Below are 23,346 nucleotides of genomic sequence, written 5' to 3' on the forward strand. Positions count from 1 at the left end.
TGTGTTGTAGAGTCAATGGAAACTGTAGTTAGAAATAAAATGAAAGTGTATTGTACCGCTATAGCTGGAATCGTTCTGTTAATTGTAGGAATCATGACGAGTATTTCTGTGGGAGCTGCCGATATAGATGCATCAATGGTTTTGAAGTCCTTTTTTGAGGTTGACTCGTCCAAGGAACAGTCTATTATAAGGACCCTCCGATTGCCTCGGGCTTTAGTTGGAGCATTGGTCGGTGCTAATTTAGCGGTGGCGGGTGCCCTGATGCAGGCTATTACCCGGAATTCATTAGCTTCTCCACAAGTGTTTGGTGTTAATGCAGGTGCCTCATTTTTTATTGTGTCAGCTTTTGTTTTCTTTCCTAACCTTTCTTCCATTTCTCTAGTTTGCGTTGCATTCATTGGTGCAGCAGTGGGAGGGATGGCAGTCTATTCTTTTGCTTCGGGAGGGGGAATGACCCAAGTAAAGCTGGCATTGGCTGGAATGGCTGTTCACTTTTTTTTATCTTCTTTAACGCAAGGCATGATCATCTTTAATGAACAAGCGAAAGATGTGCTCTATTGGTTAGTCGGATCTATTAATGGGAAAACATGGGCGCACGTTAACATGATTCTTCCTTGGTCTCTTTTTGGGCTATTTGCCGCTGTCTTGTTCTCTCGATCTGTTTCTATCCTTGTCTTAGGAGAAAATATGGCGCAAGGACTTGGCCAACGGGTGTACCGAATCCGTATTTTAGCAGGAATATTGGTGATCATTTTGGCAGGGTCTTCGGTTGCCGTCGCAGGCCCAGTGGGCTTTGTAGGATTGATCATTCCTCATATCGTCAGGAGACTGGTGGGCGGGGATTATCGAAGAATCATCCCTTTTTCTGCATTATTCGGCGCTTTACTTTTAGTTTACGCAGATATTCTCGCCCGGTTTATCGCTTATCCTTTTGAGTCGCCGGTAGGCATTGTAACAGCTATAATCGGTGCGCCATTCTTCCTTTATTTAGCGAAGAGAGGGAGGAATATTAAGCAATGAAACTAAAACGGACATTTGGGTTGAAATCAACTTTTCCCCCTTCTTCTATTCTTCTATTACTGACGGTTACCATGCTGATTTTATCAATGGTTAGCCTGGGATTAGGGGCCATTTATATCTCACCTTTAGAAATCATCCAAAATTTCCTTGGAAATGGCATGCAAAGTCAGGCATTCATTCTGCACAACTACCGCATACCGCGTATTTTAATTGCCGTGATAGTGGGGGCAGGATTGGCAACGGCTGGAGCCATTCTGCAAGGAGTCCTTCGAAATCCATTGGCTTCTCCTGATGTGATTGGGGTAACAAAAGGTGCAGGTTTGGCAGCTGTTATCGTCATTGTTTTATTTCCGCAATCGCCCATTATCATGCTGCCCCTTTCAGCTTTTATCGGAGCGGCGGTCATGGCGGCAATTTTGATGATATTTGTTTATAAAAAAGGAGCTCAACCAAATACAATAGCTTTGGTGGGAATTGCTTTAGGGGCAATATGTCAAGCGGGGATAGAGTATTTCATGGTCAAGTACCCGGATGATGTAAATACGACACTGCTGTGGTTGACTGGCAGTCTATGGGGAAGAGGCTGGGATCAAGTATTCATGTTGCTTCCATGTCTTGTTCTTGTCCCGGTATTGATTGCATTAACGTCTAAAATGGATGTACTGAGCCTAGGAGATGAAATAGCTACAGGTCTCGGTGAAAGATCCAAATTACTGCGTTATATATTGTTAAGTGTTTCTGTCATTTTAATCGGAGTCTGTGTAGCTGCGGTTGGTTCTATCGGGTTTATTGGTTTAATTGCCCCCCATATTGCCCGGAGAGTGGTAGGGTCGAAATTCAAGGTTTTACTTCCTGCTTCAGCTCTTTTTGGTTCTATCTTTCTACTTGTTGCCGATAGTCTGGGAAGAGGATTATTCTCTCCAATGGAAATACCCGCCGGAATTATCACTGCGGTGATTGGAGTACCATATTTTTTATATCTATTACGCCGTGAGCGAAAAATAACATAAGGAAGGCTGGCGATCATGACAACATTATCAGCAGAGCATCTTTCTCTCTCTTATGGATCAACTCAAATCATTGATAATATCGATTTAGAAATTCCTGAAGGCAAGATCAGTATAATCATAGGCTCCAATGGTTGTGGAAAATCTACCATTCTACGGTCTCTAGCTAGATTATTAACACCACAGCAAGGCACGATCTATTTAGACGGAAAAGCTATTCATCATCAATCTTCCAAGGAAGTGGCAAAGAAATTGGCTATCTTACCCCAAGCTCCGGAAGCTCCTGAAGATATAACCGTTAAAGAACTATGCTATTATGGCAGGCATCCGCATAAAGGCTTGTTTTCCAGACAAACCCCAGAAGATCATGCCATTGTCGACCGTGCCTTATCAGCAACAAAAATGACGGAATTTGCTGATCGCACATTGGATGCATTATCTGGGGGACAAAGGCAAAGGGCATGGATTTCGATGGCTTTGGTACAAGAAACAGATCTTTTACTGTTAGATGAGCCGACCACCTATCTAGACTTAGCACACCAAATTGAAATATTGGAATTACTGCGCGATTTAAACGTTACTTATGGGCGCACGATTGTCATGGTTCTGCATGATTTGAATCAAGCGGCACAGTATGCCGATCGCCTGATTAGCATTGTTAAGGGAAAGATTTATAAAGAGGGAACGCCTGAAACGGTCTTTACAAAAGAGATGATCAAGGACGTCTTCAGGCTGGAGTGCTGTATTATTGAAAATCCTGTTGATAAAACGCCTCTATGCATTCCAATTGGTTTATCTCAAGACCATTAAAAGTAGCGTCTTCCCAATTAATATAGATCAAGACGTTAGCGGTAGATTTTATATTAATCCAACCAACATTAAAGGGGGCATTCCTTCATAAGGGGATGCCTTTTGTTTTTTCTCAATAAGCACAGTGACATACATTCGAAGCCCAAATCATAAGACTACTATAAAGGCTAATCCCTTTATAATGCCAAAAAGAGGTGCTTTGATGGAAAAACGAACCATTAATCAAATGGACGGGCATGTGCCACAGCCTATCCGAAGGGATGGAGCTGGAGCGATTGACTCTGGCCCGCGAAATATTATGCGGGACCTTCAAAATCCAAGTATGCTCGTCCCGCCTATCACAGATGCAGGCTTGCTTCCTAACCTGAAATTCTCATTCTCAGACACTTCCATGAAATTAAATCACGGGGGATGGTCACGGGAGATCACCGCAAGGGAACTTCCGATTGCGACCACACTTGCGGGAGTGAATATGAGCTTAACGGCAGGAGGAGTACGTGAACTCCATTGGCATCAAGAAGCAGAGTGGTCTTATATGCTGTTAGGACGGGCACGCATAACCTCGGTTGATCAAGAAGGACGAAATTTCATTGCCGACGTCGGTCCGGGCGATCTTTGGTACTTCCCCCCAGGCATCCCACATTCGATTCAAGGGTTGGAACATTGCGAATTCTTGCTCGTCTTCGATGACGGAAACTTTTCCGATCTTAACACCTTATCCATCTCGGATTGGTTTGCACACACTCCAAAAGAAGTTCTTTCGGCCAATTTCGGCGTTCCAGAGAATGCCTTTAACTCCATTCCCCCAGATCAGGTCTATATCTATCAGGGAAAGGTACCCGGTTCATTGGAAAGTCAGGAAGTCCAGTCACCTTACGGAGAAGTTCCTTTAACCTTTAAGCACGAGCTTTTGAAACAAACACCAATCAAAACCCCTGGTGGAAGCGTCCGAATTGTGGACTCTTCTAACTTCCCTATTTCAAAAACAATCGCAGCAGCACTCGTTGAGATTGAGCCGGGTGGAATGAGGGAACTTCATTGGCATCCCAATAACGACGAGTGGCAGTATTACCTTACTGGACAAGGGCGCATGACAGTATTTACTGGAAACGGTACAGCCCGTACATTTGATTATCGAGCAGGTGATGTCGGATATGTACCTTTTGCTACCGGGCATTATATTCAGAATACCGGTACCGAAACGTTATGGTTTTTAGAAATGTTCAAAAGCAATCGCTTTGTAGACGTATCTCTAAACCAGTGGATGGCACTGACTCCTAAAGAGCTAGTTCAAAGCAACTTGAATGTTGGATCGGAATTGCTCGATTCACTACGCAAGGAGAAGTGGCCTGTTGTGAAATATCCAGGGTTTCCTACTAAAATGCCGGATTAAACTGATAGGGTAAAAGTTATGATTAGGTTTTCATTTTACAAAAGGATATTTTATTCAAAACATGGGTTGCTGCGGCAACTTTTTTCATGGAACGAAAGGGGCAAGTCATTTGAAGGTGAAAAGGGATTATAATAATAAAACGGAATGCTTAAATGAGAAGCGGTTGCAACGTGGAAAAACCACAATACATAAAATCCAGAGTTAACGGCTCTTTAAGTTCCAGTTTAAATGATAAAATAGATAGACTTATACATTAAAGGAGACTTATTATCTTGGAAGCCAAATGTGTTAAATTCTATGAGTTTGGGAATCCGCAAAAGGTTTTAAAAGTTGAAAATAAATTAATTCAAAAACCTTTCGAGGGGGAAGTCCTTGTTCGGATGACCGAACGTCCCATTAATCCATCTGACCTGCTGCCCATTCGCGGTGCATATTCCCATCGAATCCCCTTGCCTTCGATACCTGGCTATGAAGGGGTCGGCATTGTAGAGGAAGTGGGGCCATCGGTTTCCAAAGAGCTGATAGGCAAGCGTGTTTTGCCTTTGCGGGGTGAAGGGACCTGGCAGGAATATGTTAAAACATCTGCGGAATTGTCCATTGTCATTCCGGATTCGATCGAGGATCATATAGCAGCGCAATTATATATAAATCCGGTAACCGCATGGCTAATCTGTACAGAAGTATTAGCATTGGGACCGGATGATGTATTACTCGTAAATGCTTGCGGATCTTCCATTGGCCGAATCTTTACCCAGTTATCCGAGATTCTTGGATTTAAGCTGATTGCTGTAACGAGAAACAATAAGTATACGGAAGAACTGCTTAAACTTGGTGCATCACATGTGATCGATACGTCCCGATCATCCTTGCATGAAACAGTGATGGAATGGACGAATGGGCGCGGGGCGAAGGCGGCCATCGATTCAGTGGGCGGCATCGATGGTTCAGAGCTTGCTTTTTGTGTTCTGCCTAATGGCACCTTATTAACGATTGGCCTTTTATCAGGGCAGTCTGTAAATTGGGCGAAAATTTCCCAAAGTACAAAAGTGAATGTTGAAATGTTTCATCTACGGCGTTGGAATCAGCAGGCTTCCGTTCAAACTTGGCATGAAACGTTTAACCTGTTGATGGGGTTCATTAATGATAAAAGGTTGAAGTTCATGATGCCGGATTCCTACTACAGCCTTCAAGATGTCCAAGAGGCCATTATTGTCACGAGCAATAGAGGGAAGCTTTTTTTAAGCTGATTTTGCATAGGGTTCATCCATGTGGTTTGCTAATTGAACGGATATATTAAAGGAAGCATTCACTTTGGAGCTCTTCCAATAGGTTCCTAAGGTAAATGGAAATGGCCCCTGATAATATGGAATTACTTGATTACCTGTAAGGTGCTGGTTTAGAATGCGGAATAGAACATAATTGATACATGATACGACTTTGGAGGAAATACTTATGAAAACAATATATGTGAATGCTACCTTTTTTACGATGGACAAGGAAAATCAAATCTTTGAAAACGGCATGATGATTATACAAGACCATACCATATCCTACATTGGCGAGCATGTTGAAGAACAATTGGCAGATGCTGATCAAGTGGTCAACCTTGGCGGGAAATGGATTATGCCTGGCCTTGTGAATGCCCATTCGCATATTGTCATGACCCTTTTACGCGGTATCGGGGACGATATGCTGCTGAAGCCATGGCTTGAAACGAAAATATGGCCGATTGAAAGCCAGTTTACAACGGAAATCGCCTCTGTAAGCTCTCAGCTTGGCATTATGGAAATGATGAAATCAGGAACCACGACATTTTCGGATATGTTTAATCCTAATGGAATAGATGCGGGTGCTGTCATGGAGACGATAGGCGAAACAGGAATGCGCGGTGCCTTTTCCTACACGATTTTCAGCTTGGGTACGGAGAAAGACCAAAAAGCGAATCTCATGGGGGCTGAGCAGTTTTCAAAAAACTATAAAGTGTTTGCCGATGGCCGCCTGACAACCATGGTCGCACCACATAGCCCATATGCCTGCACCCCTGAAGCGATTATGGAAAGTGCACGGATTGCAAGAGAGAATGATTTGATGGTGCACATTCACGTATCGGAAACGGACTTTGAAATCCTCGACATCGAAAAACGTTACGGATCCCGTCCTGTCGAGCACCTTCGCCGTCTAGGGCTGTTCGATCAGCCCACCGTGATGGCACATGGTGTCGTCCTCAATGATGAAGAACGGGCGATACTAAAACAGCATGATGTTCGGGTTGCCCATAATCCAATCAGCAACCTGAAGCTCGGATCGGGAATAGCCGATGTCGTCAGCCTTCTTGATGCAGGCATTAAAGTGGGGGTAGCAACAGATGGCGTCGCCTCCAATAACAACTTCGATATGTTCGAAGAAATGAGGACAGCTGCATTACTGCAAAAAGGAATCTATAAGGATGCCACTAAATTCCCTGCCCAAACAGCACTCGCCATGGCCACAAGAATGGGGGCCGAAGCGATTGGCATGGCCCATACAGGTTCACTGGAAGTTGGTAAAAAAGCAGATTTCATCACCATTTACCCATATAATAAGGAACATCTGCAGCCATTGAGTGAAGCCTATTCGCACCTGCTTTATGCTGCACGCGGAAATGATGTATGTGATGTATGCATTGATGGCAAAATGGTCGTGAAAGATGGCCGCTGCTTAACGATCGATGAAGAAAAAGTAATCGCTGAAACGAATCGTCTGCAAGGTACCCTATCGCGCTAACCATGATGGGAAAACAAACGGATGCACAGAAGAAGGAGCTGCCCCATTTGCAGCTCCTTTTTTTATGGATTCAATGAAGGGGTGGAGGAAGAAGTAATCGATTTTGAGGACCATATTATTCTGTTTAAGCAAGGAATAAATCATATCGAATGGCAGTCAAAATGGAATTCCCGCTAGTATTGTGGAATAAATGGTTCTTAACACTTAAAAATCCTTCATGGGTTTAGTTTCTTGGAAATATGGAACAAACTAAGCCGGTTAAAAACGAAAAAATGCTGCTGACCGCAACTATTAACCAACGGGTAATCAGCAACAGCTGGAAAAAAATCTTGGACAGCATGGATCATGAATTTCACCACCATATGAAAATCCATGGATAAAATGATACACTATTTTTCAATTGCGTTGCTTCGAGGGAAGCAGTTGAAAAAGGAGGACAAGATGAATGGAAAATGAATCTTCAGTGTTAAAGGAGCATTTGCTTCAGCTGGAGGAGAAATTGTTGAAATCTGAAGTTCGTACATCTCCTAAAGAGCTTTCATTATTATTGAAAGATGATTTCTTTGAGTTCGGCAGTTCGGGTAACATATGGTCTAAAAACGATTTTTTGGGGCAAGAGGGAGCAGGAACGGTAAAGATGACACTAAGTCAATTTGATATGCATCTATTGTCTGAGGATACCGTGTTAACCACGTACCGGATTTTTGATGAAGATAAAGTGGAACATACCCTTAGGAGTTCCATCTGGAAATATACGAATGGAAGATGGCGAATGTTTTTCATCAAGGCACAAAAACGAAAGGTCCTCTTTAAGGCTATTTTTTATGAAAAAGAAAATAGTAAATATCATAAAAGAGCGTAAGTATAATGAGATTTTTTTGCTTGAAAACTATTTCGCAAAAATGATAGGGGCGGCTGAAGGTGATTTTTCGTACCATTGATACGGACAAAGGTAAAGATATTATCGTTAAATTCAGGAAAGGTTCCTATGTTGTAAGTTTTGGAGATGAGAATATATATCTGCAACGAATGAGAGAAAGGGTCCGCAAATTTCCGGATGCACAAGTGATCATTGAAAAGGTCCGAGAACCGATTGGACAAAAGGAACTTCAAATTCGGGAATATGAAGGAATCGAGATTGGCTATGTGAATCTTTTTTATCTTATGCCCGATTACCGCAGCAAAGGCCTTGGCAAGGAATTGGTTCGCTTCGCAGAAAACTTTTTCAGGCAATTTAATGTATCCGAATATCAATTAAGGGTTTCCTGATAATCAATGGGCGATTCGTTTATATATGAGTTCAGGCATGATGAAGATAAGCGAGGAAAATGAAAAATACCCTGTATGGAAAATGAGTAAATCATAATAAAATTATATTAATATAATTAAAAACCAACAATTCACTATATTATAAAAATATTTGGAGCGATGAAAAATAGGGTTGACTTTAGATGTAATTGAATATATAGTGAAGGACATAATTAAATATAACGTTAATTCTTATCAAGAGATGTGGAGGGACTTGGCCCTATGATACCTCGGCAGCGGGTTTTTACTTTTGTAAAAATACTGTGCTAATTCCAACGGACGAAAGTTTGAAAGATAAGAAGGAGCTTTTCTTAGATAATTAATTTAAGAGTTTACTCTTTTTTATGTCTAAAAGAGGCCTCTTCTGTCTGATGACGGAAGAGGCCTCTTTTGTTTATTCAAAATGTATATGGTTATTTGGAAATGGGTGCAGTCACTCATGAGTTTCGAGCACTTACTCGTAAGTTTCGAGAATAATTTAACCCTATCATTATGAGACTTTGCAAAGCTCTTCTCTCTGGATAATGAATTCGTACAACTAAACAGCATGGGGGGAGATTGGATGATTGAGTTTCAAAATGTTAAAAAGGTTTATCAAACAAAGAAACAGACTGTTGAGGCTTTGAAGGGCATTAATTTGACAGTGGAAAAGGGGGATATATTCGGTGTAGTCGGTTATAGCGGGGCTGGGAAGAGCACCTTGATCAGGTTGGTCAATTTGCTTGAACATCCTTCAGATGGTTCGGTGATTGTTGGGGGCAAGGATTTAACCAAATTGAACCCGAAGGAATTACGGGCAGAAAAGAAAAAAATCGGGATGATCTTTCAGCATTTCAATTTACTGAATTCAAAAACCGTTTTTGATAATATAGCCATGCCGCTTGTTTTATCGGGGACTCCTAGCATTGAAATAAAAAAGCGGGTAGGCGAGCTGTTGGAATTCGTTGGCTTATCGAGCAAGGCAAAGAGTTATCCGGATCAATTATCCGGAGGTCAAAAGCAGCGGATCGGCATTGCGAGAGCATTGGCTACCAATCCATCGATCTTATTGTGTGATGAAGCTACATCGGCATTGGATCCACAAACAACGAGTGCAGTTCTGCAGCTCTTAAAGAAAATTAATCAAGAATACAATATCACCATCCTGCTAATCACACATGAGATGTCTGTAATTAGGGAAATTTGCAATAAGGTAGCGGTCATGGAGGGCGGATGCGTCGTTGAACAAGGTTCGGTTTTCGATGTTTTTGCGAAGCCGCAAACGGATATTGCAAAAAACTTCGTGAGAACGGTCATACATGACGAGATTCCACAAAGTTTCCTAAAAAGCATAGGGTCCCATATACCGATTATTTGGAAAATTAATTTTATTGGGACTACTTCCGGTACTCCTTTACTTTCAACCATCTCGAAGAAATATGATGTTCATTTAAGTGTCTTATCAGCCAATATTTCTGAAATTCAGGAAACGCCTTTTGGGAATTTGATCATTGAAGTGACAGGGAACAAAAATGAGGTGGACAAGGCTTATCAATATATTAAAGATGAAGGGATTCTCGTCCAGGAGGTGCAAGTATAAATGGGTAATACGCTTTGGGGAATGGAAATAACGGCAGAACAGCTGTTTACAGCTTTCGGTGACACACTTTATATGGTAGCCATCTCATTGGTATTTTCCGGATTGATTGGGCTTCCGCTCGGTATCCTGCTTGTCATTACAAGAAAGGGTCACATCCTGGAGAATAAATGGATCTTTAATGTATTGAACCCGATCATCAATATATTACGGTCGGTCCCTTTCATCATTTTGCTTGTAGCAGTTATTCCGCTTACCAGAATGATTGTAGGCAGTGCAATCGGAATGAATGCGGCCATTGTTCCGCTTATCTTTTATGCGGCTCCTTATATTGCCCGGCTTGTGGAAAACTCCCTGTTGGAAGTGGACAAAGGGATCATCGAGGCGGCTCAGGCGATGGGGGCGACGACATGGCAAATCATTTATCGCTTTTTGATTCCTGAGGGACTTAGTTCGTTGATCCTTACATTTACAACAGCGACTATCGGGCTGGTTGGGTCTACGGCCATGGCAGGTGCCGTCGGTGCAGGCGGGGTCGGAGATTTAGCTTTGGCTTACGGTTATCAAAGGTTCGATACGATGACGATGGTCGTCACGGTAGCGGCACTCGTGATCATCGTTCAATTATTGCAATCCACCGGGAATTTTGTTTCTAGAAAAATCAGAAGAAGATAAAAACAACAGGAGGTAGGAGAAATGAAGAAAATCTTATTAACGATCATGGTATTGGCATTGGCCATCGTGGCTGCAGCATGCGGGAACGAAGAGGGTGCATCAGGCGGTTCGGATGATGTGAAAACAGTGAAAGTCGGTGTCAGCAGCGGGGATACGAGAACATGGGAATACATTGTCGATCTGGCGAAAGAAGAAGGACTGAATATTGAACTGGTCACTTTCAATGATTATATCCAACCGAACCTTGCGTTAAGTGAAGGGGAAATTGACGCCAATTCCTTCCAGACGGTGGCTTACTTCGATGAATTCATTCAAGATCAAAACCTGAAATTAGAGGCCATCGGATCGACTGTCATTGCACCTATGGGCCTATATTCGAAAAAACACAAAGAGCTCAAGGATCTTCCAGATGGCGCCACGATAGCCGTTCCGAATGAAGCAACGAACTTTGGCCGTGCATTACTCCTTCTTCAGGAAGCTGGATTGATTACCCTGAAAGAGGAATTCAAGGGGGCGGGATCATTGGAAATCATTAAGGAAAATCCGAAAAACTTGAAAATCAAACCTGTTGCAGCCGGCAATACACCGCGTCTATTGGATGATGCCGATGCTTCAGCCATTAATAATAACTTTGCCGTCGAAGCGGGTCTTACCTTGAAAGATGCATTATTCCATGAAAGCAAAACCGCGAAACCATATATTAATATTATTGCAGTTAAAAAGGGAAATGCCGATCGTCCTGAGCTACAAAAATTAGTGGAGCTTTATCAATCGAAAAAAGTGGAAGCGTTCATTGAAAAAACCTTTAAAGGAAACACCATTCCTGCATATGTTTCTGTAGATGAATTAGTGAATTACCAGGATGCCTGGACAAAACCAGCTAATGAAAAGTAATGGAGAGAACAAGAAATCGATTCAAGAAAAAGGGGAGATCAGAGCATGGCGACAGAATTAGTGCTGAAGCGGCATCAGCAGACCATTGAAGATCACATCGACCTTCATTCCAACTTATATATCGAAACGAGTCAAGCCATTCATGCCAAGCCCGAAATTGGGAATCAAGAGTTCTTCGCTTCGGATACATTAACCGGAATCCTTCGAAATGAAGGATTTGAAGTGACCCGTAATATAGCCGGACATGAAACAGGGTTCATCGCCAAAAAAACCGCTTCAAAGAAAGGGCCCACAATTGCCTTTTTAGCCGAGTATGATGCATTGCCGGGGTTAGGTCATGCATGCGGCCACAATATTATCGGCACAACGAGTGTTGCAGCAGGTATTTCCCTTGCTCAAGTGCTGGAGGAAACGGGCGGGGAGGTGATCGTTTTCGGAACACCGGCAGAAGAGGGTGGACCGAATGGAAGCGCAAAAGGCAGCTTTGTGAAGCACGGTCTATTTGATGGGGTGGATGCGGCCATCCTTATCCATCCTGCCGGGAAAACGGGTGTAACAAGTCCGTTTTTGGCTGTCGACCCCCTTGATTTTCATTTTTACGGGAAGTCAGCACATGCAGCAGCTGCACCTGAAGAAGGCGTGAATGCACTGGACGCGGTTATTCAGCTATTTAATGGCATTAATGCTTTGCGCCAGCAGCTCCCAGCCGAGGTCAAAATTCATGGAATAATCACCAATGGAGGGGAAGCACCTAACATCATACCTGAATATGCATCTGCCAGGTTTTACATTAGGGCAACAACATGGAAGCTTTGCCAAGAAGTATCCAAAAAAATACGTGCTGTTGCCGAAGGGGCAGCGCTTGCCACAGGCAGTACGGTTAAGGTTGAACGTTTCCAAAATGAAGTACTCGATTTTGTCATTAATCCAGTTTTGGATGAACTGTTAAAAGAAGAACTGACTCAATTAGGGGAAGCGGTGGCTCCTCGAAAAGATAGTGGCTTTGGCTCGACGGATGCAGGTAATGTAAGCCATGTAGTGCCAACAGCACATCCTTATATAAAAATTGGACCAGATGATTTGATTGCCCATACGAATGAATTCCGCGAATGTGCCAAATCTCCTGCCGGAGACAAAGCCATCCTGACCGGAGCAAAAGCTCTTGCGCTTACTGGCTACCGGTTGATTTCGGATAAAGATCTGTTGGATAAAGTGAAAGCTGCATTTCATGAAGCAAAGCAAAAATAAACAAGATGCAGGAAAAAAAATGTTGACTACGGATCAAAGGGTTAGTATTATTAGAAATAACAATACCGAGTAATTAAATAGGGATTATAGGTTAATTGACCGGAAAACCGGAGACTTTTCTTTCATGTAAAGAGCTGTCTCCGGTTTTGTTGTGAATGGGCAAGTCGAAAGGTCCACTTTCAATACCGTAGTTGTTCATATAATAAAGGAGGACTTATTATGGGAATATTATTACGTAAAGCCATTGAGAAAAAAAGAAACTTCCTAATTAACAAGTTGATTAACAAGGGAGTTTATAAAAAGAATGACAACCATCTATTTGAATTAACCTTAACCGATTTAGAGAATGAATATATTAAAATAAGGAAAATCGAAGAGCAGGAATCCGATGACCATTCCCCCTGTCTGAGGATACATTTCATATAATACCAGAATAAAAGGAGAGGGTGAAATGAGGAAGGGCGTGGAAGAAAGGCGGAAGGAATTAATCTATAAACTTATGATCCATACTGTAAATAAGACTGTGGAACAGCTTATGAAGTTACCTTTAAAAGAATTGGAAATGGAATATAAAAAGGTTCAAACTGACTGTCATCCCCATAGTGATGCGGGTTCGATACATTGGATCCATACAAACCGGCATTAGGCTGAATGTGGAACTTCCATTCATCATAATAAAATTCCATCATGTTGCTAAAGGCTTCTTAAGCTGATTCTATCTAATGGTTTGAGTTGTAAAGGTCACTAAATCCGTGGTTTCCGTTGAATGTATGAACTTCGACATTCTTTCTTTCTAAAGCTTAAATTAATTCGTCCACAGTAAATGATGACTCTTCTAGTGGGAAACATAACAGTGCTGGGCATTGTGGTGCTATTTCTGCATAATTCCTATAGTATCCAGTTATTCCATCGCCACATTCTTCCTCACTGCACAGCCAAGCCACAGTTGCGCCTGCACTGAATCCAAGGATAAAAATCTTTGGATATCCCTCTTTTATATCCGATAATATATCCTTTATTTTATGTAAAAGCACCCGTGAAGCCTATGTTCCCCATGAAATATACATAAGCAGCTTCCTCTTGGGGATGATCAAAGGCGTCTCGCGTTCTAACAAATTAGGATAGATGACATCAAAACCATGACTTGATAATGACACAAAAACCCTGCGCATGTGGGTTCAGTCCATATAATTCATGAATGACAATGAGTACAGTATCGGACTTATTCTGTATGTGCAGCTTTTTTAACCTCCTTAAACTGTGTAAAAATTAAAAACTAGATAGATAAAAGCCAACCAGTTCTTTTCACCCTTAACAATTACAAATCATAAGTACATGACCATCAGGATCTTGAAAGTTAAAATAAGCAAAATTCCCAATACGCTCTATTTCTTTAACGATGCATATGTTATTATCCTTAATGAATCTATAGGCTTCGTCTATATCCTTTACGTAGAAATTAAATAATACATTGTTGGATGGTTCGAAGCTAAAATCGGGAGGATCCACTCCAGGCACTCGCTTTCCGCGGGCGGTCGGGGAGCCTCCTCGGCTTTCGCCTTCGGGGTCTCCCCTAGACGCGCTTTTCCCGCAGGAGTCTCGTACCTTCCGTTCCAATCAACTTGAAATGATTACTTTAGATCAATTGGTGCCACCAAACCATTTGGTTCGTAAAATGGAGGCTGCCTTAAGGCAGCCTTTATCGTTAGTTATAGTCCAGATGCGTAGTACTATTTGAAAACCTTATAAGTTTGTATGGATGATCCGTATACTCAAGAAGATGTATTCCTGTATGATGAGAATTGAACCAGACATCATTAATTGCGGGTGGTAATTGAAGAAAGCTTTCAATTATTTTAGTAATCACCCCTCCGTGGGATATAATGGCGATTCGTTTATAATTTGCACTGTTCTCTCTAATATAAGAAAGTGCATTTTCGGCTCGTAATCTAAAATCTAAATTATTCTCCCTATCCTGCATCTCTCGTAAATCTTCCAAGAATGTTACTGGACATTGGATAGTATTTGATAAAGTTTCGGCCGTTTTACTTGCACGAAGCAAGGTACTTGACCAAATGAATTCTGGTGGAAACTCTTCGGAGACACCTTGCACATTTTTTCTACTTGTTCAACTCTCTTAATGGTTAGTGGCAAATCAGTAGTCCCTTCGTAATTTTCTACTAGAAAATCATCTTCTGACTCCCCATGCCGTATTAATAATATCTGCAAGATATATCACCTCGACTTTGTTTAATTATTCCAATTTATAATTCTATTCAACTTTAATAAAACCTTAAAAGAATAAAACTTGAGCTATTGGTTAAGACGCTGAACTCTACAGCAGTCAACGGGTGGAGGAGATGAAAGGGGCTGACCTTCCGTTTCTTCTGGATTTCATCCGAACATGAAGCGGAACTTACTTAAAGGACATGGAGGTTATTTAAACCTGATATTTACCTAACCATCAGTATGCAGCAGTATATCACAACCGGCCAAGTTCATTATGACCTTGGCCGGTTGTTTTTTCATGATCAGGTTTGTTTTTCGGTAATGAAAGTTTTTACGGTTGGCGGTTCATATGTATTAAATTGATCAAGAAGTCCATTTGGTTCAACATCTACCAGCGCCATGGAACGGAACTTTTCATGCAGGAACTGTTCGTCGGACATATGATTGAATAAAGCGACCAAAGGATCATAATAGTGATTGATATTTAAGAGTCCGCAAGGTTTATGATGAAGACCAAGCTGAGCCCAAGTGAAAATCTCAAAGAATTCTTCCAATGTTCCAGGCCCGCCTGGCAAGGCGATGAACCCATCTGCAAGCTCAGCCATTTTTGCTTTTCTTTCATGCATGGATTCCACGACAATCAGTTCGGTTAAGTTCTTATGTGCTATTTCTTTTTTTTCTAGAAAATCCGGCATTACTCCAATTACATTCCCGCCTGCTTCCAAAACGGAATCTGCAACTGCACCCATGATTCCTACACTTGCGCCCCCGTAAACAAGGGTGATATTACGTTTTGCCAGTTCCGCACCCAGTTTTTTAGCTTCTTCTAAATAGACAGTAGATGCACCATTGCTTGACCCACAAAATACAGCTAGACTTCTCAAAATATCACATCTCCCATTTAATAATCTTCCTTTCATATCATACAAAATTAAGCGGGATTTGTTAAACTTGAATTATTTAATGAAAGGTGGATGAATATGAACGTCACTGAATTTCAACAATGGGTAAAAGATTATTATGAAGCGCGAGGATGGTCAGAATTGAACATTTTCATTCGCATTGGCTTTTTGGCAGAAGAAACTGGCGAGGTTGCACGAGCCATCCGCTCCCTTGAAATTGGTAGGGATAGACCTGATGAAGTAAGTGGTTCGTTTGAAGAGAACATACAGGAGCTAACCGAAGAATTGGGAGATGTGTTAGGAAACTTGATTGTGATTGCGAACAAGTACAATATCCCCTTGGAAGAAGTGTTCAATGCCCATAGGAAGAAACTATCAGAACGCTATAATCATGCATAAGTTCTTCTCCTTTAATAGGTGAACAAGAAGTTTACATACCTAATTTCAGTTAACCAGTAGTAGAGCTGTGACTATCAGCTCTTTTTCTTATGGGGCAAACGATGGTTTTATCTCCCATTTAATTCCTTGAAATGAAATCCTTTCAGCCTTTTATCCCCCTCCGTTAATAAAGAATTCACAAAATATGGGTAGAATGCGTGATTGAGATTGGATTTTATTGGGTATAAACTTATATTGACAGGAATGAACATTCATTCCGAAACTTGAAAAAAAGGGGTGAATCATTATGATTACGGCAGTAAATAAACGAGACAGTATAGTATCCAGCGCTTTAGTGCTATTTGCGGAACGTGGATATGATGCGACGACAATTCCGATGATTGCTACATCGGCAGGAGTTGGAGCGGGTACCATATATCGTTATTTCGAGAATAAGGAAGTGCTAGGCAACAGGATTTTTCAAGAGTCCTTGGATATTTTCACTGAAACGGTCAAGAATGGATTTCCTCATGATGAATCGATTCGCAATCAGTTTCACCATATTTTTAAATCAATGGTTAATTTTACAACCGAGCAGGACCAGGCTCTTTATTTTATAAAAATACATAGTGCAGCCCATTTTTTAAATGAAGATAGTCATGCTAGCTTTCAAGGGCTATTGGATATATTTAAAAATTTCTTTGAGTCAGGAAAAGAGAAAAATGAAATTAAGAAGCTTCCTTCTTCAGCTTTGATTGCCATCATTTACGGAGCATTTCTTGAGCTTGAGCGACTTGTTCGCATAGGGGAGTTAGAACCTGAACCAAAACTTTTGGCAGATGTGGAAGAAAGCTTTTGGGATGCAGTCCGATTGCATGCTTGATACATTTTTAACATCTTAATCGGAATGAACGTTCATTCCGAATTCTAAACTATTTGAACGAGGTGCTATTAAAATGGAAAACACAACTCAGTTTCCACAGCCAAAGACATATGGCCCCCTAGGCAGCCTGCCTATCATTGACAAGGATAAGCCGCTTCAGTCTTTCATGAAGCTGGCACGGGAACTTGGGCCGGTTTTTCAGTTTCAATTTCCGGGTCGAATCACTACATTCGTATCCAGTGCTTCCCTCGCTAAAGAAATTTGTGATGAAACAAGGTTTGATAAGAAAGTCGGACCAGCCCTGCAAAAAGTGAGAGCATTTGGCGGCGATGGTCTCTTCACAAGTGAAACAACGGAGCCGAATTGGAAAAGGGCCCATAACATCCTACTGCCCAGCTTTAGCCAGCAGGCAATGAAAGGCTATCATGCTAAAATGGTGGATCTTGCAACTCAACTCATTCAAAAATGGGCCCGCCTGAATCCGGCTGATGAGATAGATGTTCCTGAGGACATGACACGATTGACCTTGGATACGATCGGACTCTGCGGGTTCAATTATCGATTTAACAGTTTTTATCGGGAGAACACCCACCCTTTTGTCACCAGTATGGTACGTGCGTTGGATGAAGCGATGAGCCAAACGCAGCGACTTGGGATCCAAGATAAACTGATGATCAAATCTAAAAAACAATTCAGGGAAGACATTCAATATATGTTCTCTCTAGTGGATGAATTGATTGCTGAACGAAAACAAAATGGTGATCAGGGAGAAGATGACCTTCTTTCCCATATGTTGAAAGGAGTCGATCCAGAAACGGGAGTATCACTGGATGATGAAAATATTCGTTTTCAAATCATCACCTTTTTAATAGCTGGCCATGAAACGACGAGCGGTCTCCTATCGTTCGCCATCTATTTCCTCATGAATAACAGAAGCAAGTTAAAAAAAGCGCAGGAGGAAGTCGACGAAGTGCTCGGTGATGATGTTCCGGATTACAAACAAGTGAAAAAACTGAAATATGTCCGGATGGTGCTGAATGAAGCGCTTCGCCTGTGGCCGACAGCTCCGGCGTTTTCCGTTTATGCGAAAGAAGATACCATGCTGGGTGGAAAATACAATGTGAAGAAAGGTGATGTGTTCTCGTTGCTAATTCCCGAGCTTCATCGTGATCCATCCGTTTGGGGTGATGAAGTTGAATCGTTCATTCCTGAGAGGTTCGAGGATTCGGAATCCATCCCTTATCATGCGTATAAACCGTTTGGAAACGGACAGCGCGCCTGTATCGGACAGCAGTTTGCCCTTCATGAAGCGACACTGGTGCTTGGTATGGTTTTACAGCACTTTGACTTGATTGATCATGAAGAATATCAACTGGATGTTAAAGAAACTTTGACTCTCAAACCGGACGGGATGACCATGCGCGTTTCGCCGAGGAAGCCGGTATCGTTTACAGCTGCTTCTCCAGAATCAAAATCTGCGGAAAAAGGAGCTACGGCATCTGCAATCGAATCAGCACATGGCACACCATTGCTCGTCCTGTTTGGATCAAACATGGGAACGGCGGAAGGGATTGCTCGTGACCTTGCCGAATCAGGAAAGCGACAAGGATACGATGCGGAGGTTGCCCCTTTAAATGATTACACTGATCGTCTTCCCCAAGGAGGAGCTGTTCTCATAGTCTCGGCATCTTATAATGGAAATCCTCCTGATAATGCAGGCGACTTCGTTTCATGGCTGAAGGAAAACCAGGGTGACACATTGGATGGTGTTCACTATGCGATCTTCGGCTGCGGGGACCGCAATTGGGCTAATACGTACCAGCGCATTCCAATTTTCATTGATGAGCAACTGGAACGAAGAGGAGCAGTGCGGCTGTCAGAAACAGGCTATGGAGATGCAAGCGACGACTTTGAAGGGGATTACGAGAAATGGACAGAAACCCTTTGGACGAATCTTGCCGAAACCCTGGACATTGAAGTGAATAAGGATGATCGGGAAAGCAGCTCGCTAACGATGAAATTCGTAAGCGATGTGAGCGGCACGCCATTAGCTCGCACCCATCATGCTTTTACATCCATTGTAAAAAGGAATGTTGAATTACAACATGTAGATAGCGGAAGAAGTACACGGCATATAGACTTGACTCTGCCAGAGGGAATACAATATCAGGAAGGCGATCATCTCGGGGTCCTTCCGCAAAATCCATCGGAACTTGTCGAACGGGTGCTCAGTCGATTTAATCTAGATGGCCAGGATTACGTTAATCTGACTGGGGATTCCGGAAAAGCTGCCCATCTTCCTACAGGAAAACCGGTAAAACTAAAAGAGTTACTATCAAACTATGTGGAGTTCCAAGAGCCCGCCACCCGGTCTCAAATACGGGCGCTTGCCACTCATACGGTATGTCCTCCACATGTAAAAGAACTTGAAGTTCTTCTTTTGGACAGCACCTATAAACAGGAAATCCTGAACAAGCGCATAACCATGCTTGACCTAATAGAAAAGTATCTTGCCTGTGAAATCCCATTTGAACTTTTCCTGGCTTTACTGCCACCTTTAAAAGCAAGATATTACTCCATCTCAAGCTCACCACTCTACAACGAAGGGGAAGCAAGCATCACCGTAAGTGTCGTCCGTGGAGAAGCATTGAGCGGCAACGGGGAATACAAAGGAATTGCATCGAATTATTTGGCTGAACGCTCCCAAGGAGACAAAATAGCCTGCTTTATCAATACACCGCAATCCAATTTCCAGCTCCCAGAGCAAGCAGGAAAACCAATCATCATGATTGGCCCTGGAACAGGAATTGCACCATTCAGGGGATTCATACAAGCACGTCGCGTTTTAAAGGAAAAAGGTGAAACGCTAGGGACTGCCCACCTTTACTTTGGATGCCGTAATCCAGAACACGATTTCCTCTATCAAGAAGAACTCGAGCAAGCCGAACAAGAGGGCCTCGTAAAACTGCACACTGCATACTCAAGATGCCCAGGCCAAGAAAAAACATATGTCCAAAACCGATTAGCGGAAAGCGCCCAGGACATCCTTCCTTTATTAAAAGAAGGAGGACACCTATACATCTGCGGAGATGGAAGCAAAATGGCGCCCGATGTTGAACGAACATTAATCGACAGCTATATGCACACCTATCAAACACTCGAGGAAGAGGCCACACAATGGCTGCAATCATTAGAGGCGGATGGAAGATATGCAAAAGATGTTTGGGCAGGAGCATAAATAGGGCGGAGCGGCAATTCTAAAGGGGAAGACCGCTGCTCTTTATGAAAATCCGAACTCACGAGTAAATGGAAGGAATTCAGAGTAAATAGCACATGGCCATGAGGTTAATTAACGATAAAGGGGACACTTTGTATAATGTTTAAGTATACGGTTTGTTTTGTAAAGAAGAATAATGAACTTCTCATGCTTAACCGGGAGAAAGCACCAATTATGGGTGTTTGGAACGGGGTGGGGGGCAAAATCGAGAGAGGAGAAACACCTGATATAGGTGCACGGCGTGAGGTATTTGAGGAAACGGGGATAGAGGTAGGTCCCTTTTTTTCTAAAGGAACGGTAACCTGGGAGACTCCTGAAGGTGGATTGGATGGAATATATGTATATTTGTATACGGCGGATGAGGATTTAATATATGAAACACTGAAAAAAACGCGGGAAGGCATTCTTGATTGGAAATCCATTGATTGGATACTCCATCCACTTAATCTCGGAATTGCCGAAATGGCCGCGCAATACTTGCCGGTTTTATTGAAAAAAGAAGGATGCTATACTTTCACTTTCAATAATGGTGAAATGTATCATTCCTGAAACAAACTTAAAAAAGGGATACTACCATTTTGAGTAGTGTCCCTTTAAATAAGTTAAAATTCATTCTCGAATATCGTCCCCTTTTTGAATCTTGAATCCTTAAAGGCAAACTTCATCAGAATAATATAGGCAATGCCTGCCACAACAACGCCGATGATCCATGCCAGCTCGACTTTTATAAAGGCAGCGCCAGCGCCGATAAGCATGGCGAGCAGCGCGCATGGATTATATCCTGCAAATGGCCCGTCTTCATTGTACAAATCGGAAACATTCATTTTTTGCTTTCTTACTATATAATATTCGACTAATAAAATCGAAACGATCGGACCTAAAAATGCGGAATAAATCAGAATGAACAATCCAAGGCCCTTCGCTGAAGAATCCTGTACAAGCACCCAAGGGAATGAGCAAAAGGCAAGAATTCCGGTTATGATAACGGCAACCTTATATTTCAACTTTGTAAGCAAAGTAATGACATATGTTGGCGGAATAATATTGGCAACCATATTTACTGCTATTGCACCTATAACGATAAAGGCTGAAACGCCTACTGTGATATAAGGGTTATCCACCACAATTGCAAACGCCTTAACGGGATTGGAAATGCCAGTAGCGGAAGCTAGCATTACACCGATTGTCAGTACGAAGCCGTATGCCAGTAAAATGGGAGAAAAATACAAAAAACCTCGTTTTGCATCACTGATGCCAGACTTAAGCTCTCTTGAATAGTCCCCTGCGCTTAAAAAGATAGCCGCATAATTTCCTAAAAACATCATGATGAAGGCAAAGAAGGGCAAGCCCCATGACCCTTCAGCGTGCACCCATTTTTCCGCGATGACCTCGCTATGTGATGTAAGAAGAATACCAAATACATAGACTAGTGCTAGCATGATGACAATGGATGCAAGTATTTCCACCCATTTGATGGCGTGGAAGCCATACAGCGAAAGCGCAATTTGCACCAATTGTATCGTGACAAAGCAAATGACGGCATTATCAAAAGTGCCACCCGTGATGATCTTCACGATTTCGTTTAAGGCAGTACCGCCGATCCAACTTTGAAAACCGTACCATATGATGGCAGGAATCCCGCGCAAAAGTGATGATATGATGGATCCTTTCATCCCGAAGGACATTCTGAGCTGAACAACATAGGGAATGCCCGTCCTGTATCCAATCCTATCATTTAAAGCGAAAATCACGGAAATGATAGCGATGGCAATGGCAGCTGCAGCAAATGTCTGAATGATGTTCAACGTTGCGGTTCCCGCTACGACTAAGCTGGCCCCGAGTGTCATATTCCCTAAATTGACTCCGTCTCCAATCCACATGAAAGTATAGGATATCGGGCCAACCGTCCTATCTTCTTTTTTTCTCGGCTTCAGAGATTCATCCAAATCCACAGCATGGTGGAACTCTGCTTCGTCTAAAGCATGACTTTCTAGATATGTAGACAATTTACACTCAACTCCCATTCGCAGTGTTATATGATGTGCCTATTGATGTGATGAAAACTAACATAAGAAAAGTATACCTAATTCGCATTTAGGAATCATTAGAAGAAGTGTGAAATTTCAGAAATTATATTGTGCTGTTTAACTAAAAGAAAATCAAATGACTTCCTGTCATTAAGTGGGATATATGTGTCTTGCTGTTACGTGGTTTGTTTGCAGTAAGTAAGGGGGCTGAGGCAGCATTTTTCTTATGTGGAGAATGGGGCAAGATAGTTAAGGGCTAGGTATGAAGACTTGAAATTCATTAAAAAAACGTGATAAAATGATTCGATCAGTGTGTAGTGATATTGGTCTTTTTTATTGACCAAAAATATATGTCTCACGATACGTCTGCCATCTGAAATATTTTTAATGGAGATGGTCATATGCACGAAGAAACAAGATTACCGCGGAATGGAAAAGACTTTGTATTATTCTTAGTGATTATATCCATACTTTCAGTCAACATTATCGCACCTCTTATTATGGGATTTAAATGTGGATTCAGTAAAGAAGTGTATTTCGAAACCTTGCAAGTAATTCCATTTGTGTGGATTTGTGTCATTTTATTGGTAACACTTGTTGTAAATCCACTAGTTAATAAACTCGTACAAAAGTTTACTGAACCTACGGACGGTTTTAATGCAAGAGTGTTATTCACGATATTATTTAGCGTAACCATCCTGTCCATTTTACTGACAATTATCGGATCTTGGATTGGCATGAGAGAAATGAGTTTAGAGCCGATTCAAACGTTCTTTTATGATTGGCCCCGTAACTTTTTCATCGCATTTTGGGTGGAAGCTTTGATCGCACAGCCGATAGCAAGATTTGTAATGAAAAGATTACATATAAGCCAGGCCCGCAAAGCAGTTAATGCGTAACAATCAAATAAATGAAAAGCATATATAGCCGACTGGTTTTATTAAAAACCAGTCGGC

At 42.0% G+C, this 23,346-nt stretch carries 21 protein-coding genes, 3 pseudogenes and 1 riboswitch; of the genes and pseudogenes, 20 read left to right on the forward strand and 4 right to left on the reverse strand.

Going from position 1 to position 23,346, the window contains the following annotated elements; all coding sequences use genetic code 11:
- Positions 1 to 15: 15 nt before the first annotated feature.
- From IOC57_RS10210 to IOC57_RS10275, 15 genes and pseudogenes are all read left to right on the forward strand, one after another.
- The gene (locus IOC57_RS10210; RefSeq protein WP_207438625.1) at positions 16 to 1,020 is read left to right on the forward strand and encodes a FecCD family ABC transporter permease; all 1,005 of its coding nucleotides are present in this window, start codon (positions 16 to 18) and stop codon (positions 1,018 to 1,020) included.
- Positions 1,017 to 2,030, forward strand: a complete 1,014-nt coding sequence (locus IOC57_RS10215) for a FecCD family ABC transporter permease (RefSeq protein ID WP_207438626.1) — start codon at positions 1,017 to 1,019, stop codon at positions 2,028 to 2,030. Before IOC57_RS10210 ends, IOC57_RS10215 begins: the two co-directional genes overlap by 4 nt.
- Positions 2,031 to 2,045: 15 nt before the next feature.
- Entirely contained in the window at positions 2,046 to 2,837 is a 792-nt protein-coding gene (locus IOC57_RS10220; protein WP_207438627.1) for an ABC transporter ATP-binding protein, read from the forward strand.
- A gap of 202 nt (positions 2,838 to 3,039) precedes the next feature.
- A complete protein-coding gene (locus IOC57_RS10225) occupies positions 3,040 to 4,230 on the forward strand; it encodes an oxalate decarboxylase family bicupin (protein ID WP_207438628.1) in 1,191 nt (396 codons plus the stop codon).
- A 272-nt stretch (positions 4,231 to 4,502) separates the two neighbouring features.
- Entirely contained in the window at positions 4,503 to 5,477 is a 975-nt protein-coding gene (locus IOC57_RS10230) for a zinc-dependent alcohol dehydrogenase family protein (protein WP_207438629.1), read from the forward strand.
- Between the two features lie 205 nt (positions 5,478 to 5,682).
- Positions 5,683 to 6,993: an amidohydrolase family protein gene (locus IOC57_RS10235; RefSeq protein ID WP_207438630.1), complete on the forward strand. Its 1,311-nt coding sequence runs from the start codon at positions 5,683 to 5,685 to the stop codon at positions 6,991 to 6,993.
- 445 nt (positions 6,994 to 7,438) lie between these two features.
- Positions 7,439 to 7,806, forward strand: a pseudogene (locus IOC57_RS10240) (nuclear transport factor 2 family protein).
- A gap of 108 nt (positions 7,807 to 7,914) precedes the next feature.
- Positions 7,915 to 8,262, forward strand: a complete 348-nt coding sequence (locus IOC57_RS10245; protein WP_207438632.1) for a GNAT family N-acetyltransferase — start codon at positions 7,915 to 7,917, stop codon at positions 8,260 to 8,262.
- A 228-nt stretch (positions 8,263 to 8,490) separates the two neighbouring features.
- Positions 8,491 to 8,602: riboswitch (SAM riboswitch) on the forward strand.
- A 261-nt stretch (positions 8,603 to 8,863) separates the two neighbouring features.
- Positions 8,864 to 9,386 (forward strand): annotated as a pseudogene (locus IOC57_RS26730) (methionine ABC transporter ATP-binding protein); the annotation flags it as partial.
- Between the two features lie 116 nt (positions 9,387 to 9,502).
- On the forward strand, positions 9,503 to 9,880 hold the full coding sequence (locus tag IOC57_RS26735) for an NIL domain-containing protein (RefSeq protein WP_483862049.1): 378 nt from the start codon (positions 9,503 to 9,505) through the stop codon (positions 9,878 to 9,880).
- Positions 9,881 to 9,901: 21 nt separating this feature from the next.
- Positions 9,902 to 10,552 (forward strand): methionine ABC transporter permease, encoded by a 651-nt coding sequence (locus IOC57_RS10255; RefSeq protein WP_207438653.1) that lies wholly within the window; start codon positions 9,902 to 9,904, stop codon positions 10,550 to 10,552.
- 21 nt (positions 10,553 to 10,573) lie between these two features.
- Entirely contained in the window at positions 10,574 to 11,446 is an 873-nt protein-coding gene (locus IOC57_RS10260) for a MetQ/NlpA family ABC transporter substrate-binding protein (protein ID WP_207438634.1), read from the forward strand.
- A gap of 45 nt (positions 11,447 to 11,491) precedes the next feature.
- Positions 11,492 to 12,694: a M20 family metallopeptidase gene (locus IOC57_RS10265; protein WP_207438635.1), complete on the forward strand. Its 1,203-nt coding sequence runs from the start codon at positions 11,492 to 11,494 to the stop codon at positions 12,692 to 12,694.
- A gap of 219 nt (positions 12,695 to 12,913) precedes the next feature.
- Positions 12,914 to 13,120, forward strand: coding sequence for a Fur-regulated basic protein FbpA (locus IOC57_RS10270; protein WP_207438636.1), 207 nt, complete (start codon positions 12,914 to 12,916; stop codon positions 13,118 to 13,120).
- 25 nt (positions 13,121 to 13,145) lie between these two features.
- Positions 13,146 to 13,340, forward strand: a complete 195-nt coding sequence (locus IOC57_RS10275; protein WP_207438637.1) for a Fur-regulated basic protein FbpA — start codon at positions 13,146 to 13,148, stop codon at positions 13,338 to 13,340.
- A gap of 665 nt (positions 13,341 to 14,005) precedes the next feature.
- Here the strand turns inward: IOC57_RS10275 and IOC57_RS26510 are convergent.
- The 3 genes and pseudogenes from IOC57_RS26510 to IOC57_RS10285 all read right to left on the reverse strand — a co-directional run bounded on the left by IOC57_RS26510 (position 14,006) and on the right by IOC57_RS10285 (position 15,807).
- Positions 14,006 to 14,212 (reverse strand): VOC family protein, encoded by a 207-nt coding sequence (locus IOC57_RS26510; protein ID WP_396020799.1) that lies wholly within the window; start codon positions 14,210 to 14,212, stop codon positions 14,006 to 14,008.
- 187 nt (positions 14,213 to 14,399) lie between these two features.
- A pseudogene (locus tag IOC57_RS10280) lies at positions 14,400 to 14,923 on the reverse strand (histidine phosphatase family protein).
- 302 nt (positions 14,924 to 15,225) lie between these two features.
- Complete coding sequence (locus IOC57_RS10285) at positions 15,226 to 15,807, reverse strand: LOG family protein (RefSeq protein WP_207438638.1); 582 nt, start codon at positions 15,805 to 15,807, stop codon at positions 15,226 to 15,228.
- Positions 15,808 to 15,903: 96 nt separating this feature from the next.
- Between IOC57_RS10285 and IOC57_RS10290 the strand changes: the two genes are divergently transcribed.
- The 4 genes from IOC57_RS10290 (at position 15,904) to IOC57_RS10305 (ending at position 20,912) form a co-directional block, all read left to right on the forward strand.
- Positions 15,904 to 16,224, forward strand: coding sequence for a MazG nucleotide pyrophosphohydrolase domain-containing protein (locus tag IOC57_RS10290; protein WP_207438639.1), 321 nt, complete (start codon positions 15,904 to 15,906; stop codon positions 16,222 to 16,224).
- A 286-nt stretch (positions 16,225 to 16,510) separates the two neighbouring features.
- A complete protein-coding gene (locus IOC57_RS10295) occupies positions 16,511 to 17,086 on the forward strand; it encodes a TetR/AcrR family transcriptional regulator (RefSeq protein ID WP_207438640.1) in 576 nt (191 codons plus the stop codon).
- 73 nt (positions 17,087 to 17,159) lie between these two features.
- Positions 17,160 to 20,324, forward strand: coding sequence for a bifunctional cytochrome P450/NADPH--P450 reductase (locus IOC57_RS10300; RefSeq protein WP_207438641.1), 3,165 nt, complete (start codon positions 17,160 to 17,162; stop codon positions 20,322 to 20,324).
- A 138-nt stretch (positions 20,325 to 20,462) separates the two neighbouring features.
- Positions 20,463 to 20,912, forward strand: a complete 450-nt coding sequence (locus IOC57_RS10305) for an NUDIX hydrolase (protein WP_207438642.1) — start codon at positions 20,463 to 20,465, stop codon at positions 20,910 to 20,912.
- Between the two features lie 53 nt (positions 20,913 to 20,965).
- Here the strand turns inward: IOC57_RS10305 and IOC57_RS10310 are convergent, their stop codons facing one another.
- Positions 20,966 to 22,369, reverse strand: a complete 1,404-nt coding sequence (locus IOC57_RS10310; RefSeq protein ID WP_286184710.1) for an NCS1 family transporter — start codon at positions 22,367 to 22,369, stop codon at positions 20,966 to 20,968.
- A 422-nt stretch (positions 22,370 to 22,791) separates the two neighbouring features.
- Between IOC57_RS10310 and IOC57_RS10315 the strand changes: the two genes are divergently transcribed.
- The gene (locus IOC57_RS10315) at positions 22,792 to 23,289 is read left to right on the forward strand and encodes a hypothetical protein (protein WP_207438644.1); all 498 of its coding nucleotides are present in this window, start codon (positions 22,792 to 22,794) and stop codon (positions 23,287 to 23,289) included.
- Positions 23,290 to 23,346 lie beyond the last annotated feature (57 nt).

It is taken from the genome of Bacillus sp. SD075 (assembly GCF_017355165.1).
Lineage (GTDB): Bacteria > Bacillota > Bacilli > Bacillales > DSM-1321 > Peribacillus.

What these genes read in the sequence shown, in the direction of transcription:
- IOC57_RS10210 (WP_207438625.1), top strand. Translation starts at nt 16, where the DNA reads ATGGAAACTGTAGTTAGAAATAAAATGAAAGTGTATTGTACCGCTATA.
- IOC57_RS10215 (WP_207438626.1), top strand. Translation starts at nt 1,017, where the DNA reads ATGAAACTAAAACGGACATTTGGGTTGAAATCAACTTTTCCCCCTTCT.
- IOC57_RS10220 (WP_207438627.1), top strand. Translation starts at nt 2,046, where the DNA reads ATGACAACATTATCAGCAGAGCATCTTTCTCTCTCTTATGGATCAACT.
- IOC57_RS10225 (WP_207438628.1), top strand. Translation starts at nt 3,040, where the DNA reads ATGGAAAAACGAACCATTAATCAAATGGACGGGCATGTGCCACAGCCT.
- IOC57_RS10235 (WP_207438630.1), top strand. Translation starts at nt 5,683, where the DNA reads ATGAAAACAATATATGTGAATGCTACCTTTTTTACGATGGACAAGGAA.
- IOC57_RS26735 (WP_483862049.1), top strand. Translation starts at nt 9,503, where the DNA reads ATGGAGGGCGGATGCGTCGTTGAACAAGGTTCGGTTTTCGATGTTTTT.
- IOC57_RS10255 (WP_207438653.1), top strand. Translation starts at nt 9,902, where the DNA reads ATGGAAATAACGGCAGAACAGCTGTTTACAGCTTTCGGTGACACACTT.
- IOC57_RS10260 (WP_207438634.1), top strand. Translation starts at nt 10,574, where the DNA reads ATGAAGAAAATCTTATTAACGATCATGGTATTGGCATTGGCCATCGTG.
- IOC57_RS10265 (WP_207438635.1), top strand. Translation starts at nt 11,492, where the DNA reads ATGGCGACAGAATTAGTGCTGAAGCGGCATCAGCAGACCATTGAAGAT.
- IOC57_RS10270 (WP_207438636.1), top strand. Translation starts at nt 12,914, where the DNA reads ATGGGAATATTATTACGTAAAGCCATTGAGAAAAAAAGAAACTTCCTA.
- IOC57_RS10275 (WP_207438637.1), top strand. Translation starts at nt 13,146, where the DNA reads ATGAGGAAGGGCGTGGAAGAAAGGCGGAAGGAATTAATCTATAAACTT.
- IOC57_RS10290 (WP_207438639.1), top strand. Translation starts at nt 15,904, where the DNA reads ATGAACGTCACTGAATTTCAACAATGGGTAAAAGATTATTATGAAGCG.
- IOC57_RS10295 (WP_207438640.1), top strand. Translation starts at nt 16,511, where the DNA reads ATGATTACGGCAGTAAATAAACGAGACAGTATAGTATCCAGCGCTTTA.
- IOC57_RS10300 (WP_207438641.1), top strand. Translation starts at nt 17,160, where the DNA reads ATGGAAAACACAACTCAGTTTCCACAGCCAAAGACATATGGCCCCCTA.
- IOC57_RS10305 (WP_207438642.1), top strand. Translation starts at nt 20,463, where the DNA reads ATGTTTAAGTATACGGTTTGTTTTGTAAAGAAGAATAATGAACTTCTC.
- IOC57_RS10315 (WP_207438644.1), top strand. Translation starts at nt 22,792, where the DNA reads ATGCACGAAGAAACAAGATTACCGCGGAATGGAAAAGACTTTGTATTA.